The sequence below is a fragment of the Bradyrhizobium sp. GW821-FHT13H06 genome, assembly GCF_058803975.1.
In genome coordinates this window covers 35,937-52,961 of sequence record NZ_JBXAPN010000006.1, presented here as the reverse complement: position 1 = coordinate 52,961, position 17,025 = coordinate 35,937, and the positions used below count along the sequence as shown (strand labels likewise).

The following is a 17,025-nucleotide window of genomic DNA, read 5'->3' as shown; positions in this document are numbered from 1 at the left end:
GACGAAGGTGGCGGCGATATCAACAGCGAGGGTTTGCATTTCGCAGGTCTCCGAGTTAAATTGAACAATGTTCATATGAGTAGCTTGAAAATGAACAATGTTCAAGAAGAATCGCTGCGCGACCAGAAAAAAAGCCGGCGGCGGCGCCAGATCCTGGAGATCGCCCGCGGCATTATCGCAGCTAAAGGGCTGAGATCGTTGAAGGTTCGGGACGTTGCCGAGGCTGTCGGCTGTTCGGTCGGCAGCGTCTATAACGAGTTCGGCGACTTCGACGGGGTCATCCTGACCGTCAATCGGGAGACGGTTCAGGCGCTCACGGCGCGGCTGCGGGGCGTTCCCGCCGAGGATCCGGTTCGCCAGCTCTATGGGCTTGCCGAGACCTATCTCGATTTCTTTGCAGGACACGCCAATCTGCTGCGCTCCTTGTTCGAGCATCGGATGGAGGACGATCGACCTTATCCGGACGACATCCTTCAGATGGTGATGGATGCCTTTGCGCTGATGCATCCACCCCTGGTGCGGCTATTGCCGGATGCGGATGACGTGAAGATCGCGCTGCTGTCGCGCACGCTGTTTTCCGCGGTGCATGGCATCATCTCGCTCGGCCTCGAGGAGCGCATGGTGGCCGTGCCGCCGCAGATGCTGCGCCAGCAGATCGAACAATTCCTCGACGTGCATCTCAGAGGGCTCGGAATCCTGCCCCAGCGCTGACAGCGGCGAGCCGCGTCAGGCGCGCGCAGCTTCGCGCGGGCGGGCTGCGACGGCGACGGCGCCCGGGCTTCCGCTCTCGACCTGAACGCGGTTGCGTCCCTTTTCCTTGGCGCGATAGCAGGCAGCATCCGCGCGTCGCATCGCATCCTCGAGCGTGATGTTGCGGTCGACGATGCAGGTCACTCCGATGCTGGCGGTCACCACAAAGCAACGATCGTCCCAGGCGAAACTGAGCAGCTCGAGCGATCTGCGCAGACGCTCGGCGATGTCGACGGCATCGAAGGGCGAGCATTGCGGCAGGATCAGGGCGAATTCGTCACCGCCGAGCCGGGCCACCAGATCATCAGCGTGCCGGCCCTGTTGCAGGAGGCGCGAGACATCGCGGAGCAGACGGTCGCCGGCAAGGTGGCCACAGCTATCGTTGACGCTCTTGAACTGGTCGAGGTCGAGCAGGATCAGGCCGAGCGTACCCGCCGCGGCATTGTCCAGCTCGCTTTGCAGGCGCGCCTCGAAGGCGCGACGGTTCGACAGGCCGGTCAGCCAGTCGTGCGAAGCCTGCCAGGCCAGGCGCTGTGTCTCGGCATGCAGGGCGTTTTCGAACGCCTGTCGTTGCAGCACCAGCCGCCGCGTATGCCAGATCAGAAGCAGGATCAGCGCCGCGGCGGTGACGATGTTGATGCAAGTCAGCGTCACCTTGATGGTGCGGGAGCCTTCGCTGAGGACGGCGGAGAACCGCGTGGCATGCACCGTGAACTGGGTATTGAGCTCCGAGAGCCGCGACGACAGGAATTGCAGGCGGCCGTCTTGAATGGGTCCGTTCTCCAGCTCGGAGCGGATCAACTCGCCGAACACGCTCAGCTCCAGCAGCATGGGATCTGTGGCCGCCCATTCGCGGATCGCGTCCTGGAGGAAGCTGACGCGGTTGAAGTAGCGAAACAGCCAGATCAGTCCCGGTACGTCATCGGGATGGTTGCCGCCCTGGAGAAAGCCGATACGGGCGGCCTCGACGTCGACCGGATCGCGTTCGAGCGCCCAGCGCGCGAACTCGTCCCCGATGGGAACGGCGAGCGCGGCCTGGTACTGCGCGAACTGGCTGGCCTCGCCCGAATGCAGGTAGCGATTGAGGAAGTAGACGGCATTCTTCTGCGAGCGCGACCATAGCGCTTCGCCCGCGACATAGGCGCGGACCGACGACATCACCTCGAGGCTGAATCCCGCGATCGCCGCCTGGAGCACGACGACCATCACGAAAGGCGAGACGAGTTTGATGACGTGAAGGAAGCAGTGTCCCTGCACCGACGTCGCTGTTCTGCGAAACACCTTATTCCCCAAGTCGATCAACGATCCCAACGGAGCGTTGCGCCTGCAACGCCAAGTAGACGGGATGGTTGCTTAACTCGACCTGAATGGTGCGGAGGACTCCGTCGCAGGGTGAAGCCGTCGTGAAGCAGGTGCCCGCAAATCGCTTCAAATGCCGGCGAACCGGGACCGGCGCGGCACCGGCGAGCCAATGCAGCGCATTCGTCGTGCGCGATTCACCCGATCAAGGGGAGATCGGCTAGACCAGCACCGGCTTGCGCACGCGGCCCGCGTCGCCGAACACGCGCAGGTAACGCTCGATCTCAGAGGGAAGGCCGGTCGCCTTCTCCGGATTGTCGGAGAGCTTGACGGCCGGATGACCGTCGACCGACGAGACCTTGCAGACCAGCGAGATCGGATCGAGGTTGAACGAGCCGTCCGGCGTGCAGCCGACGAAGTCGTTGGTGAGGTTGGTGCCCCAGCCGAAGGAGAGCCGCACGCGCCCGGTGAAGTGGTGATAGGTCTCCTCGATCGAGCCGACGTCCATCGCGTCGGAAAAGACGAGCAGCTTGTCCCTGGGGTTGCGGCCCTTCTTGTCCCACCAGGCGATGATCTCCTCGCCGGCCTGGATCGGCGGCGCGCTGTCGGGGCGGAAGCCGGTCCAGTCGGCGACCCATTCCGGCGCATCGCGCAGGAAGGCCTTGGTGCCGAAGGCGTCGGGAAGTGCGATCAGGAGATTGCCGCCATAGGTCTGGCGCCACTGGTCGAGAATGCGGTAGGGCGCCCAGCGCAATTCCTCGTCATCCCTGGCGAGCGCGGCCGCGACCATCGGCAGCTCATGCGCGTTGGTACCGATCGCCTCGAGATCGTTGTCCATCGCGAGCAGCACGTTGGACGTCCCGATGAAGGACGAGCCCAGGCCTTCCTTCACCGCCTCGACGCACCAGCGCTGCCAGAGGAAGCCGTGACGGCGGCGGGTGCCGAAGTCGGACAGGCGCAGATTTTCCAGCTTGCGAAGACGCTCCACCTTGGTCCAGAGCTTGGCCTTGGCGCGGGCATAGAGCACGTCGAGCTCGAAGCGGCCGCGGCCCTTGATCGCCGCACGGGAGCGCAGCTCGTTGAGGATTGCGAGCGCCGGAATCTCCCACATCGTGGTGTGGGTCCAGGGGCCGTGGAAATGCAGCTCGTACTGGCCGTCGACCTTGCGCAGCTCGTATTCGGGCAGGCGGAATTCCGCCAGCCAGCGGATGAAGTCCGCCGAGAACATGTGGGTCTTGCCGTAGAAGGTATTACCGGCAAGCCAGATCAGCTCTTTCTTGCTGAAGCGGATGGTGCGGGCGTGATCGAGCTGGGCGCGCAGCTCGCCCTCGTCGATGATCTCGGCGAGCCGCACATGGCGCGAGCGGTTGATGACCGAGAAGGTCACCTGCTGATTCGGATAATCTTCCCGAATCATCTGCAACATCAATAGCTTGTAGAAGTCGGTATCCAGCAGGCTGCGGATGATGGGATCCAGCCGCCAGCTGTGATTGTAGGTCCGGCTCGCAATGTCGGTCACTGTCATGGGGGGATTTTAGCGTGGCTCCCCTTGCGCAACCAGTGGGTTTGGCAGGAATCAGGTTTTGCGACGGAGGGCCCGTCGTTCAGGCGGCGGCCGTCGCCGCGACAGTCTCGAGCTGGCTCCTGATCCAGCGATGGGCCGGGTCTTTCTGATAGCGCTGGTGCCAGACCATGAACATCGGCAGCTCGGCCAGCGTTCGCGTGCGGGAGGCCAATGGAATTTGCGTGTGCGCGAAACCGCGCATCACGCCGGGCGCGAGCAGGCTCGGCATACTCGCAAGCATCTGCGAGCCGCGCAGGAAGGATGGCACGCCGGAAAAGCTCGGCACGGAGATCGCGATGTCGCGGTGAAGCCCGTTCGCTGCCAGCCGGCGGTCGAAGTCCAGCCGCTCGTTGTCGGTGTAGACCACGGTGATGTGACGCGCCGCGAGATAGGCGTTGCGGCTGGCAGGCGCAGCACGCGCCTTTGCATCGTAATAGCAGACATAGTGATCCCTCAGCAGCCGCTTCTGCACGATGTCGACGCCGGACGGCGGCAGGGGCGTGACCAGGAGATCGCAGCGATTTTCGCGCAGCATCGCGGGCGAAGGCGATTGCGAGGGGATCACGCGCAGGTTCAGGCTCTTCACCTGCTCGGCGACGTGACCGAAGAACCGCGGCAGCAGCAGGTCGCGCTGGAAGTCGTTGGCGGCGATCGTCAGCGACAGCTGGGCCTGCGCCGGCGCGAAGCTGACGCCGCCGGCAAAGCTGCGCATCTCGTCGATCAACGCGCGCGCCTTCGCGGCGAGGGCCTGGGCGTGCGCCGTGGCGACGATGCCGCGGCCGGATTTGGCGAACAGGGGATCGCCGGCAATCCGCCGCAGCTTGTTCAGCCCGTGGCTGACCGCCGATTGCGTCAGGCCGAGCCGTGTCGCCGCCGCCGTCACCGAACCTTCCTCCAGCACGGCGAGGAACAGCTCGAGAGCGTGGCCGTCGAGGGCCAAATGATCGATTTCCTTCATGGAATTCATTATAATCGATCTATTTATCTTGAGAATAGACCGTTCCATGATCCCCCGACAAGCCGGGCGCCCGGACCCGGGCGCCACAGGGAGAGACAACGCCGATGAATGCCCAGGCGCCAGCCTTGCGGGATCCCCGCCTCAATCGTCCCGAGCCCTTTACGCCGCCGCTCGGCGACGGCGGCTTCTTCCAGCGTGACCGTTCCATCCATCCGCCGGCGCATGCACCGGGGTACAAATCCTCGGTGCTGCGCTCGCCGCGCCAGGCGCTGTTGTCGCTGGAGAACTCGGTCTCGGAGATCACGGGGCCGGTGTTCGGGCACAATGATCTCGGCCCGCTCGACAATGACCTGATCCGCAACTACGCCAAGGACGGCGATCCCGTCGGCGAACGCATCATCGTCCATGGCCGCGTGCTGGACGAGACCGGCCGCGGCGTGGCGAACACGCTGGTCGAGTTCTGGCAGGCCAATGCCGGCGGCCGCTACCGGCACAAGAAGGACACCTATCTGGCGCCGATCGACCCGAATTTCGGTGGCTGCGGCCGCGCGCTGACCGACGAGACCGGTTACTACTATTTCCGCACCGTGAAGCCGGGTCCTTATCCCTGGCGCAACTACGTCAACAGCTGGCGCCCGGCCCACATCCACTTCTCGGTGTTCGGCTCGGGCTTCGCGCAGCGGCTGATCACGCAGATGTACTTCGAGGGCGATCCCTTGATCCCGGTCTGCCCGATCCTGACGACGATTCCGGACAAGGATGCGCTCGACCGCCTCGTCGCGCCGCTCGACCTCAACGCCTCGTCGCCCTTCGACTCGCTCGCCTACCGCTTCGACATCGTCCTGCGCGGCCAGCGCTCCACCTATTTCGAAAATCGTACCGAGGGGAACTGAGCCATGCCGCAGCCGCTCAACTATCTCAAGGAAACCGCCTCGCAGACGGCCGGGCCCTACGTCCATATCGGCTTGATCCCGGCGATGGCCGGTTTCGACATCTTCGAGAAGAACTTCTCCAACGTGCTGGTGACGCCGAACACCGCAGGTGAACGCATCACCCTGGAAGGCAAGGTGCTCGACGGCACCGGCACGCCGCTGCGCGACGTGCTGCTGGAGATCTGGCAGGCCAATGCGGCTGGACGCTACAACCATCCGGCCGATCGCTCGGCGGGCGCGCTGGAGCCGGAGTTTCGCGGCTGGGGCCGCGCCGGTTCCGACTTCGAGAGCGGCCTCGTCACCTTCGAGACCATCAAGCCGGGCGCGATCACCGACAAGGCGGGCCGCAAATGTGCACCGCACATCAATGTCTGGGTCGTCGCGCGCGGCATCAACATCGGCCTCAACACGCGGCTCTATTTCTCGGACGAAGAGGCAGCCAACGCCGCCGATCCGGTGCTCAACCTGATCGAGCAGCCGACCCGTCGCAAGACGCTGATCGCAACGCGCAGCGAGCGTGCCGGCAAGGTCGTGTACTCCTTCACGATCAATTTGCAGGGGCCGGAGGAGACGGTGTTCTTCGACGTCTGAGGTGCCAGCGGCCGTCCCCGGTTCATTCCACCCGGTCGCTCCGATTGATGAATCCGCGCGCGAGGAATTGCGGTGGCTGCCGCACCTCGCGCGATCCCGGCCGGTCGACCGGATCGCGCGCCACTTTCGGTTTCAGGTCTGCCAGGTCGATGAACGCGTCCGCCTGCCGGCGCAGGTCGTCGGCGACCATGGGCGGCTGAGTGGAGAGTGTGGAGACGACCGTCACGCGGACACCGCGGCGTTGCAGGGCCTCGACCAGCGACCGAAAGTCGCCATCCCCCGAGAACAGTACGATCTGATCGACGTGTTCGGCGAGCTCCATCGCACTCACGGCAAGATCGACATTCATGCTGCCCCTCACCTTGCGGCGGCCGGTGGTGGCGTCGACGAACTCCTTGGTGAGCTTGGTGACGACGGTGTATCCGTTGTAGTCGAGCCAATCGATCAGCGGGCGGATCGACGAAAACTCCTGATCCTCGACGATGGTCGTGTAGTAAAAGGCGCGCAGCAGCGTACCCCGGGCTTGAAACTCGCTGATCAACCGCCTGTAATCGATGTCGAAGCCGAGCGCCTTGGAGGTGGCATAGAGATTGGAGCCATCGATAAAGAGCGCGATCTTCCCAAACGAAGACATTATGCACAGATCCCGAGTTCGACACGACGCGATCCGGCCGAAATGGCGCGATGTGTCGGCCGAAAAATACTGAAGGCGCCGATGGCTTGCCGAAAAGGCGGCGCAGACGACCGGACAGGGGGGCCGCCTTGCGCCGAGGTTAGGGAGGTTCCATGCCACCAGCGCCAGGGCGCTGAATACAGTCACGCTAAGGCGCGCGCATTCGCCGCTCAATTGTACGGAGGTAAAGGGCCCCTATCCAAAGGATGGCTCCCCTTATACGAAGGTAAGTGGGGTGCGCCGGCAACCAACGCGACTGCGGCGTGGCCTCCGACCATCAGCACGCGTGGTCTTTCGTCCGATGGTTCAGCCTTCGCGGTCATGCAGCTGCGCACGAAACGCGCGCGGCGATACGCCCGTGGCCGCCGCGTAGATCCGGCTGAAATAGGCGGGATCGTCGAAGCCGAGGGCGTAGGCAATCGTCGAGACCGGCAGGTTGGTGTAGACGAGGTTGCGCCGCGCCTCGCGGATCAGCCGGTTGAGGATCAGATGCGAGGCGGTGTCGCCGGTCGCCGCCCGCGTGATCCGGTTGAGATGGGTCGGCGTGATCGACAGCGCACCAGCGTAGTCCGCGACGCTCCAGCGCTCCAGATGGTGCTGTTCGAGCAGCGCCTCGAAGCGACGGAATAGTCCGCTTTCCGCCGTGCCGTTGCCGCCGCTCTCGCCCGTGAGCGCGCGGGCCACGAGCCCGATCATGGCCGACGACAAGGCCCGCAGCACGTGCGCACGGCCGAAATCGCGGGCGGCGTGTTCGGCGAAGATCTGCTTCATGGTGGCGCGGATCTGCGGCGTGCCGCGCACCACGGCCGATCGCGACAGCGGGCCGCGCAGACCCTCGGCGGCGAGCAGCGCCTCGTCCAGAATCTCCGCCGCGATGGTCAGCACCCAGCCCTGGGTATCAGGCACGAAGCGGAAGCCGTGGACGTGGCCGACAGGCACGTTGACGATCTGCATCGGCCTCAAGGGTATCACGCGTCCGTCGAGCGTCGCCTCGCCGCCGCCGCGCTCGATCAGCAGCACCTGGTGCAGCCGGGCATGGCGATGCACGGCCAGCGTCCAGTCGTGCAGCACCGAGCGCGACGCGATCGTCTCGCAATGCACGACGTCGGGCAGATCGCCGGACTCGCCGAACAGATTGTAGACCCGGATCGCCGGGCCAGGGGCTGTGCTTCTCATGTTCGAATAGTACAAGACAAAGGCAAAACCCTCCATCGGTTTGCACCGCTCAATCTGCAAAAAAGTGCCGACGGGAGGATGCAAAAATGAAAGTTCAGGTCTGTATCATCGGCGGTGGGCCGTCCGGGCTGTTGCTGTCCCAGCTTCTGCACCTGAAGGGCATCGACACAATCGTGCTGGAGAAATACAGCCGCGATCACGTGCTCGCACGCATCCGTGCCGGCGTGCTCGAGCACGGCTTTGCGAACCTGATGCGCGAAGCCCAGTGCGGCGAGCGGATGGACCGCGAGGGGGAGATCCACCGCGGGTTCGAGATCGCCCATGACGGGGTGCTCTCCAAGATCGACCTGCACAAGCATTCCGGCGGCAATTCGGTGCTGGTCTACGGCCAGACCGAGTTGACGCGCGACCTCTACGAGGCGCGTGACCGGCTCGGCGGCAAGGTCGTGCACAATGCCGAGGATGTGACACCGCACGATCTGACGTCGGACCGTCCCTATGTGACGTATCGCTCGAACGACGACATCGTCCACGTCGATTGCGACTACATCGTCGGCGCCGATGGTTTCCACGGCGTCAGCCGCAGGTCGATCCCGAAGGACGTTCTGCGTGAATATGAGAAAGTCTATCCGTTCGGCTGGTTGGGGGTGCTGTCGCGCACCAAGCCGGTGTCGCCCGAGCTGATCTATGTGAAGCACGAGCGCGGCTTTGCGCTCTGCTCGCTGCGCTCGCAGGTGCTCAGCCGCTACTACATCCAGGTGCCGCTCGCCGACAAGGTGGAGGACTGGAGCGACGATGCGTTCTGGGCCGAGCTGAAGCGCCGCCTGCCGGAGCAGGTCGCCGGCCGCCTGATCACGGGGCCGTCGATCGAGAAGAGCATCGCGCCGTTGCGCAGCTTCGTCGCCGAGCCGATGAGCTATGGCCGGCTGTTCCTCGCAGGCGATGCGGCCCACATCGTGCCGCCGACCGGCGCACGCGGGTTGAACAGTGCCGCTTCCGACATCTACTATCTCTACCACGCCTTGCTCGCGCATTATCAGAGCGGCGACGATTCCGCTCTCAAAGGCTATTCCGCCAAGGCGCTCGCGCGGATCTGGAAAGCACAACGCTTCTCCTGGTGGATGACGATGCTGCTGCACCGCTTCCCCGACCGGCTCGAATACGAGGACCGGCTTCAGCAGACGGAGCTGGACTATCTGCTCTCGTCCGAGACGGCGCAGCGCCTGCTCGCGGAGAACTACGTGGGGCTGCCGTTTTAGGGTGATATCGACGTCGCTCTTCTTCCTTCTCCCCCCGGTGGGAGAAGGTGGCGCGAAGCGCCGGATGAGGGGTTCTCCCCGATCGCAATGCTTTTCGTGAGGATAGATTCCCCTCTCCCCTTGCGGGAGAGGGGAAGTCGGCGCCTTGGCTGGCTGTATTACTTTCCTTCCAGCGTGTTGACTGACGTCCAATCCGAAGGTGGCGGATTTACGATGAATGCCCGCGCACGCTTGGCGAACCGGGCTGACGCAGGATCGATCTTCGCGACGCCGTCGAACACATCAGCCGCTTTCGCAAACTCCCTTGCCCGCCAGCATGCCAGCCCTTCCGCATACGCCGCGGCGACCTTCGCCTGCTCGTCGCTCGCGGCATCCTTCTCCGCCAGCGGCTCGAACACCCTGATCGCCTCGCCGCGCCCCTGGACCCTGATCGCATCGAGCTCGCGCCAGGCGAAGGTATCGCCGGTCTGCGCCATCGTGGTTTCCGATGCCATGATCGCGGTGCCGTAATATTTGTTGGCGCCCTCGAGCCGCGAGGCGACGTTCACGGTGTCGCTCATCACAGTGTAATTGAAGCGGCGCCGCGAGCCGATATTGCCGACCACGGCTTCGCCGCTGTTGAGTCCGATGCGATGCGACAGGCCGTGACCGGCGAAGGCGGGATTGTAGGCATTGAGCTCCGCCAGCTTCTCGTGACACTTCAGCGCGGCACGAACCGCGTTGCGCGCGTGCGCGGGATCGTCGGCCGGCGCGCCGAACATGGCGACGATGGAATCGCCGATATATTTGTCGACGTAGCCGCCATGGCTTTCGATGATGTCGGTCATGGCGGAGAGATATTCGTTCATCAGCGTGACCAGTTCGACCGGCGTGATGGTCTCCGCGATCGAGGAGAAGCCGCTGAGATCGGAGAAGAACATCGTGACGTTGCGCATCTCGCCGCCGAGCGCCGGCATCTTGCCGGACGCCACCATGTTATCGATGACCTCGGGCGCGAGATAATAGGCAAAGCTCTCGCGGAGGAAGCGCTCGTCGCGATCGGCCAGCACGAACCGGTAGCCGATCATCATCGCCAGCGCGGCGAGGCTTGCCAGGGCCGGTTCGACAAGAGGCAGCGCCAGCGCATGCGCGAACGCACCGACGGCGAAGGCCGCGTAAATGGCGATGACGGCGAGCCAGGCGGTCACCGCGCCGACCGGTGCAAGCATGCAGGCCACGCAGGCGATGATCGCCGCGAGCGCAATCGTGAGAGCGGTCCGCGCGGCAAAGCCGGGCTCGGTCACCGCGTCTTGCTCGATCAGATTTCGGACCGCAGCGGCATGCACGAACACACCCGCGATGTCGCTACGGGCCTGCTGCGCGGTGCCGGCGCGGGCGGGCAGGGCGCATCGTGGCGCGGGCGAGCCGTCATAGCCGCCCGACAATCGCATCGAGGTCAGCTTGCGGTCCTCGAAGTTGAGGATGGTGCCGAGCAATACCACCTTCCCGTCGAAGGCGCGGCGGAAGAAATCGCGGTCGCCCTTCTCGGCGCAAGCGCGCAGGTCGGCGAAAGAATAGGTCGGGACGTCGCGGCCCAGGCCGCGAAAGTTGAGCGTCAGCGTGTTGGGCACCGCGCTGGGAATCGTGTAGCCGGACAGCTCCATCGCGCCGGATGGCCCGATCGCGGGCTTCGCGCCGAGTGCCCGCGCGGCGAGTTCGACGGCCATCGTGGGCACCGGCTTGCCATCGATGGAGAAACTCAGCGGCATCCGCCGGATCACGTCGTCGGGGTCGGTATGGACGTTGAGAGCGCGGATGTTGTTCTTCACTGCCAGCTGCTGCGCGCGGTAGGGCCTCTCGGGGTGGTCGTTGCTCAGGATTTCGCCGAGCACCAGCTTGCCGGTGTCGGAGATCTGCCGCAGGGCTATCAGGTAGTCCCGGTCAAAGCCCTTCATGCGCGTGCCGAGCGGCGCGTCGCCAAAGGAAATCTCGGATTGTTCGATCGAGCTCGGAAAGATGACGTCGAATCCGATTACCTTGGCCCCGCCCTCGGCGATGCTCCCGAGCACCCGGCCGATCTCGCGCGTCCAGGTCTGCGTCGGCGATCCCTTGAAAGGCTGGGTGTCATAGGTCTCTCCGTCGATCGCCACCACGACGACGGGCGAGGTGGCGGGATCACGGCGATCGCCAATGATCTTGCCGCGCAGCGCCGTGAGGATGTCGAGGGAGAGACCTTGCAGCGCCTGAAGCGGCGGTGACGTGAAGACCGCGCCCGCAAGGAGCGCAATCAGGATCGTCGCAACGATGTCCCGCCTGCCGATCCGCCGCATCGCGCCTTCGCGGAGCCGCCTATTCGAGCCGCAGCAGGCGGCCGACGATCGGCGTCGGCGATGACGTGGCGCTGGCGTCGATCTGGAAGGCGTAGCGCTTGGTGCCGAGAATGGCGAGATAGCTGCCGCCCGGGGTCAACGATTTCCCGGCCTTGGCGAAGTCATAGAACTTGCCGCCGACCATGGTTTCGTTCCTGAGCGGCACGGTGATCGTGGGCTCCTTGCCGTCGGTGCGTTCGATCACCAGAGTGCTCCCGCTCCTCGCCTGCACCAGTGGTGCGACACCGTAGAGCGTCGGCAGCTTGGACGGGGTGCTCTTGGCGTCCGGCCCCACGCTGCGGAAGGACGTTGCGGCACTCTGGTTCGCCTGGCGCTCCGACAGTTTTGCCGCATTGGTATCGCAGGGCACCTTCTCCCGCTTGACCTCGCCCAGCTGTACGATGCTCTGCTCTGTGCCGACCAGAACGACGCCCTCGCTGATCGTCTCGCGCTCACACGATCTGAGGTAGCTGAGCGTGATGCTGGCCTTCGGTCCGAGCTTGATGATCTTGCCCGGCGCCACATAGTCCATGAACGCGATGCCGTCGACCTTGCCTTGAACGTCCTCGACGATCGCGGCAGGAGTCTGTGCCAAAGCGGGGGCCGCAAGGCAGAACGCGCCGACGAAGGCGCCGATCAGGCTTTTCATGGGAAGTCTCATCCAATTCGACGATGCTCTATCGGCCCGTCCCGGTTCGATGCTTACAGCAGGGTGCCCGAAGCAAGTGTGACCAAAATCACTCTTAGTTGTTGGTACCACTCTAGCAGGAACAGGTTCAAACCGGCGACTAGAGAAAAAATGGAGCCGCAACAAGCTGTTGGCCGGTTGATCAGGTCACGCGGTCGGGGCGGCCCCGGCCGAACGGCCCTCGGTCGAACCGCTCTCCGCCGCACTCACCGCGACGGAGCGAGAGGGGCCTCGGTCCACTGAAAAGGAGTCGTCCGCTGGCCGGCGGCGATCTCGACCACCTCGTCCCAGCGCGACAGGAAGGCCTCAACGCAGGCTGGATCGAACTGCCGCCCCGCGTTCTCAGCCAGGTAATTGCGCGCCGCCTCGAGCGGCATCGGCTCCTTATACGGCCGCCGCGTCGTCAGGGCATCGAAGACATCGGCAACCGCAACCACGCGCGCGGCGACCGGGATTTCATCCGCCTTGAGGCCGTTCGGATAGCCCGCGCCGTCCCAACGCTCGTGATGGCCTGCGGCAATTTGCGCGCCGAGCTGGATCAGCTCGCAGTTGGAATCGGCCAGGATCCGCTCGCCGATCGTCGCATGTGTCCGGATCACCGCCATCTCGTCGTCGGTGAGCTTGCCCGGCTTGAGCAGAATGTTGTCGGGAATGGCGACCTTGCCGACGTCGTGCAGGGGAGCGGCCAGGTAGATGTCGCGGCAGAGCCGGGCCGGCAGGCCGAGCTGGTCGGCGATGATGCGGCTGTATTTGGCGACCCGCAGCGTGTGCTCGCCGGTGTCGTTGTCGCGGTATTCGACCGCGAGCGCGAGCCGCAGGATGATCTCCTCCTCGCGCTCGCCGAGCTTTCGTGTTGCTGCTGCGACGTCGCTGGCCAGATGCGCGGCGCGGTCGTTGAGCTTGCGCACGGCTGCACCAAGCTGAACCAAATTCCGCAGGCGCACCGTCATCTCGAGGCTTTGTGGCTGCTTGGGTAGAAAATCGGTTGCACCGGCCTGCAGCGCTTCCATCTTGACGTCATCGGTCTGACGCGAGGTGATCATCGCGATCGGGATGTCGGTGCAGCCGGGAAGCCTGCGAAAGGCGCGGATGAAGCCGATGCCGTCCATATGCGGCATCTCGTAATCGACCAGCACCAGATCGAAGACGCGTTCCTGCGCGCAGGCCAGCGCCTCCACGGGATCGAGGAAGGTGGTGGCCTCGACCAGACCTTCAGCCTCGATGTGACGTTTCAGGAAGTTGAGGACGGAGCGGCTGTCATCAACCAGGAGCGCTTGGGTCAGCATCGGTGGCCGGGGCTCTCTTCGCTGGCAAAGACACGAACCCCAGCCATAGCCCAAGCGAATTTAACGCGAAGCAAACGGCCGCACGGATGTGCACGTCTCGATGTCTCTCGGCAGGTTGTGCACGCTTGCACACGGTTGCGCGAATTCCGAACGAGTGTCACCCGTAGTTGTACGGATGCCCGTGTTAGGGGTTTGCTCACTCGATTCGCGTCAAACGAGTATCGGAATTCTAGCAAAGGCGGGTGCAGCGATGGCGCTCAATCCCATGGAGCCGAAGTGGTCGTTGCGGTTACCCGCCGATTGCAGCATCGCGGCCATTCGCAACGTCTATGAGCTCATTCGCGAGGCGTTCGGCCGCCAGGAGCGGCTCGAGATCGACTGTTCGAGCGTCGACAAGGCCGACGTGACTTCGATCCAGCTTCTGCTGTCGACCGCCAAGACGGGCGAGGCCCAAGGCCGCCCGGTGGTGCTCACATCATTCTCCCAGTCTCTGCGCAACACCCTTCGCCGCGCCGGCTTCGCCAGCGAGGCGATGATCGATCAGCACTTCCCGCAAAAGAAAGATGGCACCTGATGGCCACGATTCTTACCGTCGACGATTCCCCCAGCATCCGGCAGATGATCAAGGTCGTGCTCGAGCCGGCCGGTCACAACGTGATCGAGGCGGGTGACGGCGCCCAGGGGCTCGCCAAGGCGCAAGCCGGCAAGCTCGATCTCGTCATCACCGACCTCAACATGCCCGTCATGAACGGGCTGGAGCTGATCCGTGCACTGCGCAAGCTGCCGAGCGCAGTCGGCATGCCCATCGTGTTCCTGACCACCGAATCCAGCGAGACGGTGAAGCAGGAGGCCAAGAGCGCCGGCGCCACCGGCTGGATCACCAAGCCCTTCAAGCCCGAGCAGTTGCTCGCCGTGGTCGGCAAGTTGGTGCGCACATGAGCGCAATGGACCCGACCGAGGTCTTTCGTCAGGAAGCCGGTGAGCTCTTTGAAGTTCTCGAAGGGGCCTTGCTCGACCTCGGCCAGCGTCCCGACGACCGCGAACTGGTCGATTCGGCCTTTCGCGCCCTGCATACGATCAAGGGGTCGGGCGCCATGTTCGGCTTCGACAAGGTCGCCTCCTTCACCCACGAGTTCGAGACTGCCTTCGACCGTGTCCGCAGGGGCGAGATCAAGCCGACGCAGGAGTTGATCTCGGTTGCGCTCGCCGCCAAGGACTACATCCGCGCGCTGATCGAGGATCCGCAGTCGACCGACGACGTCATCGGCGATGCCATCCTCGACGACCTCAAGCGCTTCGTCTCGTTCGACCAGCCCGCCGCTGCGGTCATGGAGATCGCCGAGGCGCCGCCGTTGGCACCTGGCGGGAGCAAGCAGGCTGGCTGGCACCTCTACCTGGAGTTCGAATCCCACATCCTGCGCAACGGCTCGAATCCGCTCGACCTGTTGGAGGATCTCTGCAAGCTCGGTCCGTGCTTCGTCGTGCCCGTCACCGACGGCATCCCGTTCCTCGACGAGATGGAGCCGGAAGACTGCTACCTGAAATGGGACGTCAAGCTGCACGCGGCCTGCAACAAGGACGCGATCGACGACGTCTTCATGTTCGTCCAGGACGAGATGAAGTTGACGCTCTCGCCTCTGGAGCATGTCGAAGCGCCCGCGCCTGCACCGCTCTTTCAGCTCCTCGACGAGGAGCCGGCGCCCGTGGCCGAGACGCCTGCGCCCCCGGTCGAGCTTCCCGCCGCGCCGGTCGCCGAGCAGCCCGTCGCCAAGAGCGAGCCCAAATCTGAACCGAGGCCGGAGCCGAAACCCGAAGCCAAGCGCGAAGAGCGCGGCATCGCCACCGTCCGCGTCCAGGCCGAACGTCTCGACGAGCTGATGGATCGCGTCGGCGAGCTCGTCATCGCCCAGGCGCGGCTGACCCAGCTCGCATCTTCCGGCTCCGACCTCTCGATCAAGATGATCGCCGAGGAGATCGAGCGCCTCGCTTCCTCCTTGCGCGACACCACGATGGGCGCCCGCATGGTGCCGATCGGCTCCTTGTTCGGCCGCTTTCGCCGCCTGGTGCACGATCTGTCGCGCGATCTGTCCAAGCCGGTCGAATTCGTCACCTCGGGCGAAGATACCGAGCTCGACAAGACCATGATCGAGTGCCTGGCCGATCCGCTGGTGCACCTCATCCGCAATGCCATCGACCACGGCATCGAAGATAACGCCACGCGCGCTGCCAATGGCAAGACCGAGCAGGGCCGCATCGAGCTCGCCGCCGTCCACTCCGGCGCGCAGGTGCTGGTCACCGTGAAGGACAATGGCGGCGGCCTCAACACCGCGCGCATCCGCGCGAAGGCGGAAGAGCAGGGCCTGATCGCGGCTGGCGCCGTGCTGACCGATCACGAGATCCATCAATTCCTGTTCCACCCCGGCTTCTCGACCGCCCAGACCATCTCGGCGCTGTCGGGCCGCGGCGTCGGCATGGACGTGGTCAAACGTACCATCGAGAACATGCGCGGCTCGATCGATCTGTCGACCAGGCCGGGAGAGGGCACCACCGTGACGCTGCGCCTGCCTTTGACGCTCGCGATCATCGAAGGCCTCCTGATCCGCGTCGGCGAAGGTCGCTACATCATTCCGCTGCCGGCGGTCGAGGAGTGCGTCGAGCTGACGGCCGAGGACGAGCGTTCGCGCGGCCGCAACTTCCTCAATGTGCGCGGCAACCTCGTGCCCTTCCTTCGCCTGCGCGAGATCATGTCTTCGACGGGTTCGCCCGACAAGCACCAGAAGACGATCATCATCTCCACGGGCGAGACCCGCGTCGGCCTCGTCGCCGACCAGATCATCGGCAACCACCAGACCGTGATCAAGTCGCTCTCCAAGCTGCACTCCGACGTCACGATCTTCTCCGGCGCGACGATCCTCGGTGACGGCACGGCGGCTCTGATCCTCGACGTCGCGCAGCTGGTTCAGCTGGCGCAGTCGAAGGTCGAGAAGCAGCATATCAGCGAGGCGGCGTGATGAACCAGGATTTGGCGGGCGAGGATCAGTCCGGCGCAATGCAGGTCGTGATGATCGGCCTCGGCGAGGAGAAATTTGCACTCGATGCGGGGCTCGTGCGCGAGATCATAGATCCCGTCCCAGTGACCAAAGTGGCGGGGGCGCGCGCCTTCGTTCCCAGCGTGATCAACGTGCGCGGCAACGTCATTCCGCTCGCCGACCTGCGCATCCGCTTCGGCATGCCGCAGCTCGATGATTCGGCCGATACGCGCATCGTTGTCATCGAGCTCGATCTCGACGGCGAGCCGGTTCTGGTCGGCCTCACGGCCGACAAGGTCTACGAGGTCACGGAGATCGCGCAGACCGACGTGCAGCAGACGCCGCGCGTCGGCATGCACTGGAAGCCGGAGTTCATTCGCTTCATCGCGAAGTGGCGTGAAGAGTTCGTCATCGTTCCCAACATGGAACGCATTCTGAATTGAAATGAGGTCTCGGGGGCGAGACCTGTAGG

General features: G+C 64.4%; 16 protein-coding genes. 8 read left to right on the top strand and 8 right to left on the bottom strand.

The features are described from left to right. Nucleotides 1–90: 90 nt before the first annotated feature. Nucleotides 91–711 (top strand): TetR/AcrR family transcriptional regulator, encoded by a 621-nt coding sequence (locus AC1RQP_RS24175; RefSeq protein WP_370123661.1) that lies wholly within the window; start codon nt 91–93, stop codon nt 709–711. Between the two features lie 15 nt (nt 712–726). Here the strand turns inward: AC1RQP_RS24175 and AC1RQP_RS24170 are convergent, their stop codons facing one another. From AC1RQP_RS24170 to AC1RQP_RS24160, 3 genes are all read right to left on the bottom strand, one after another. After that, the gene (locus tag AC1RQP_RS24170; protein WP_492938782.1) at nt 727–2,031 is read right to left on the bottom strand and encodes a GGDEF domain-containing protein; all 1,305 of its coding nucleotides are present in this window, start codon (nt 2,029–2,031) and stop codon (nt 727–729) included. 238 nt (nt 2,032–2,269) lie between these two features. Continuing rightward, a complete protein-coding gene (pncB, locus tag AC1RQP_RS24165; protein ID WP_239621667.1) occupies nt 2,270–3,574 on the bottom strand; it encodes a nicotinate phosphoribosyltransferase in 1,305 nt (434 codons plus the stop codon). A gap of 79 nt (nt 3,575–3,653) precedes the next feature. Continuing rightward, complete coding sequence (locus tag AC1RQP_RS24160; protein ID WP_239621668.1) at nt 3,654–4,580, bottom strand: LysR family transcriptional regulator; 927 nt, start codon at nt 4,578–4,580, stop codon at nt 3,654–3,656. A gap of 95 nt (nt 4,581–4,675) precedes the next feature. On the opposite strand from AC1RQP_RS24160, the gene pcaH reads away from it, so the two are divergent. Both pcaH and pcaG read left to right on the top strand, forming a co-directional pair. Beyond that, nucleotides 4,676–5,464 (top strand): protocatechuate 3,4-dioxygenase subunit beta, encoded by a 789-nt coding sequence (pcaH, locus tag AC1RQP_RS24155; RefSeq protein ID WP_239621669.1) that lies wholly within the window; start codon nt 4,676–4,678, stop codon nt 5,462–5,464. A gap of 3 nt (nt 5,465–5,467) precedes the next feature. Then, nucleotides 5,468–6,094, top strand: a complete 627-nt coding sequence (pcaG, locus tag AC1RQP_RS24150; protein WP_239621670.1) for a protocatechuate 3,4-dioxygenase subunit alpha — start codon at nt 5,468–5,470, stop codon at nt 6,092–6,094. Nucleotides 6,095–6,116: 22 nt separating this feature from the next. Here pcaG and AC1RQP_RS24145 read toward each other — a convergent pair whose 3' ends face one another. Further along, nucleotides 6,117–6,728, bottom strand: coding sequence for a LabA-like NYN domain-containing protein (locus tag AC1RQP_RS24145; RefSeq protein WP_239629588.1), 612 nt, complete (start codon nt 6,726–6,728; stop codon nt 6,117–6,119). Nucleotides 6,729–7,073: 345 nt separating this feature from the next. Next, nucleotides 7,074–7,979 (bottom strand): helix-turn-helix domain-containing protein, encoded by a 906-nt coding sequence (locus AC1RQP_RS24140; RefSeq protein WP_492938781.1) that lies wholly within the window; start codon nt 7,977–7,979, stop codon nt 7,074–7,076. A gap of 50 nt (nt 7,980–8,029) precedes the next feature. On the opposite strand from AC1RQP_RS24140, the gene pobA reads away from it, so the two are divergent. Then, nucleotides 8,030–9,202, top strand: a complete 1,173-nt coding sequence (pobA, locus tag AC1RQP_RS24135; protein ID WP_492938780.1) for a 4-hydroxybenzoate 3-monooxygenase — start codon at nt 8,030–8,032, stop codon at nt 9,200–9,202. 158 nt (nt 9,203–9,360) lie between these two features. On the opposite strand, the gene AC1RQP_RS24130 is transcribed toward pobA, so the two are convergent. The 3 genes from AC1RQP_RS24130 to AC1RQP_RS24120 all read right to left on the bottom strand — a co-directional run bounded on the left by AC1RQP_RS24130 (nt 9,361) and on the right by AC1RQP_RS24120 (nt 13,524). Next, nucleotides 9,361–11,511, bottom strand: a complete 2,151-nt coding sequence (locus AC1RQP_RS24130; RefSeq protein ID WP_492938779.1) for a CHASE2 domain-containing protein — start codon at nt 11,509–11,511, stop codon at nt 9,361–9,363. A gap of 19 nt (nt 11,512–11,530) precedes the next feature. Then, nucleotides 11,531–12,199 carry a hypothetical protein gene (locus tag AC1RQP_RS24125; RefSeq protein WP_492938778.1) on the bottom strand — a complete coding sequence of 223 codons (669 nt, stop codon included), beginning with the start codon at nt 12,197–12,199 and terminating at the stop codon, nt 11,531–11,533. Nucleotides 12,200–12,444: 245 nt separating this feature from the next. Beyond that, a complete protein-coding gene (locus tag AC1RQP_RS24120) occupies nt 12,445–13,524 on the bottom strand; it encodes an HD domain-containing phosphohydrolase (protein WP_492938777.1) in 1,080 nt (359 codons plus the stop codon). 250 nt (nt 13,525–13,774) lie between these two features. Between AC1RQP_RS24120 and AC1RQP_RS24115 the strand changes: the two genes are divergently transcribed. Genes AC1RQP_RS24115 through AC1RQP_RS24100 form a run of 4 tightly spaced genes read left to right on the top strand, consistent with a single transcriptional unit; the run spans nt 13,775 to nt 16,996 of the window. Beyond that, on the top strand, nt 13,775–14,098 hold the full coding sequence (locus tag AC1RQP_RS24115; protein ID WP_239621676.1) for an STAS domain-containing protein: 324 nt from the start codon (nt 13,775–13,777) through the stop codon (nt 14,096–14,098). Beyond that, nucleotides 14,098–14,463: a response regulator gene (locus tag AC1RQP_RS24110; RefSeq protein ID WP_492938776.1), complete on the top strand. Its 366-nt coding sequence runs from the start codon at nt 14,098–14,100 to the stop codon at nt 14,461–14,463. The genes AC1RQP_RS24115 and AC1RQP_RS24110 overlap by 1 nt, the downstream gene beginning before the upstream one ends. Further along, nucleotides 14,460–16,535, top strand: coding sequence for a chemotaxis protein CheA (locus tag AC1RQP_RS24105; protein ID WP_492938775.1), 2,076 nt, complete (start codon nt 14,460–14,462; stop codon nt 16,533–16,535). Before AC1RQP_RS24110 ends, AC1RQP_RS24105 begins: the two co-directional genes overlap by 4 nt. Further along, nucleotides 16,535–16,996 carry a chemotaxis protein CheW gene (locus AC1RQP_RS24100; RefSeq protein WP_239621679.1) on the top strand — a complete coding sequence of 154 codons (462 nt, stop codon included), beginning with the start codon at nt 16,535–16,537 and terminating at the stop codon, nt 16,994–16,996. Before AC1RQP_RS24105 ends, AC1RQP_RS24100 begins: the two co-directional genes overlap by 1 nt. The last annotated feature ends 29 nt before the right edge of the window (nt 16,997–17,025 follow it).

What these genes read in the sequence shown, in the direction of transcription:
- pobA (WP_492938780.1), top strand. Translation starts at nt 8,030, where the DNA reads ATGAAAGTTCAGGTCTGTATCATCGGCGGTGGGCCGTCCGGGCTGTTG.
- AC1RQP_RS24175 (WP_370123661.1), top strand. Translation starts at nt 91, where the DNA reads ATGAACAATGTTCAAGAAGAATCGCTGCGCGACCAGAAAAAAAGCCGG.
- AC1RQP_RS24115 (WP_239621676.1), top strand. Translation starts at nt 13,775, where the DNA reads ATGGCGCTCAATCCCATGGAGCCGAAGTGGTCGTTGCGGTTACCCGCC.
- AC1RQP_RS24100 (WP_239621679.1), top strand. Translation starts at nt 16,535, where the DNA reads ATGAACCAGGATTTGGCGGGCGAGGATCAGTCCGGCGCAATGCAGGTC.
- AC1RQP_RS24105 (WP_492938775.1), top strand. Translation starts at nt 14,460, where the DNA reads ATGAGCGCAATGGACCCGACCGAGGTCTTTCGTCAGGAAGCCGGTGAG.
- AC1RQP_RS24145 (WP_239629588.1), bottom strand. Translation starts at nt 6,728, where the DNA reads ATGTCTTCGTTTGGGAAGATCGCGCTCTTTATCGATGGCTCCAATCTC.
- AC1RQP_RS24160 (WP_239621668.1), bottom strand. Translation starts at nt 4,580, where the DNA reads ATGAATTCCATGAAGGAAATCGATCATTTGGCCCTCGACGGCCACGCT.
- AC1RQP_RS24110 (WP_492938776.1), top strand. Translation starts at nt 14,098, where the DNA reads ATGGCCACGATTCTTACCGTCGACGATTCCCCCAGCATCCGGCAGATG.
- AC1RQP_RS24140 (WP_492938781.1), bottom strand. Translation starts at nt 7,979, where the DNA reads ATGGAGGGTTTTGCCTTTGTCTTGTACTATTCGAACATGAGAAGCACA.
- pncB (WP_239621667.1), bottom strand. Translation starts at nt 3,574, where the DNA reads ATGACAGTGACCGACATTGCGAGCCGGACCTACAATCACAGCTGGCGG.
- pcaG (WP_239621670.1), top strand. Translation starts at nt 5,468, where the DNA reads ATGCCGCAGCCGCTCAACTATCTCAAGGAAACCGCCTCGCAGACGGCC.
- AC1RQP_RS24120 (WP_492938777.1), bottom strand. Translation starts at nt 13,524, where the DNA reads ATGCTGACCCAAGCGCTCCTGGTTGATGACAGCCGCTCCGTCCTCAAC.
- AC1RQP_RS24125 (WP_492938778.1), bottom strand. Translation starts at nt 12,199, where the DNA reads ATGAAAAGCCTGATCGGCGCCTTCGTCGGCGCGTTCTGCCTTGCGGCC.
- AC1RQP_RS24130 (WP_492938779.1), bottom strand. Translation starts at nt 11,511, where the DNA reads ATGCGGCGGATCGGCAGGCGGGACATCGTTGCGACGATCCTGATTGCG.
- pcaH (WP_239621669.1), top strand. Translation starts at nt 4,676, where the DNA reads ATGAATGCCCAGGCGCCAGCCTTGCGGGATCCCCGCCTCAATCGTCCC.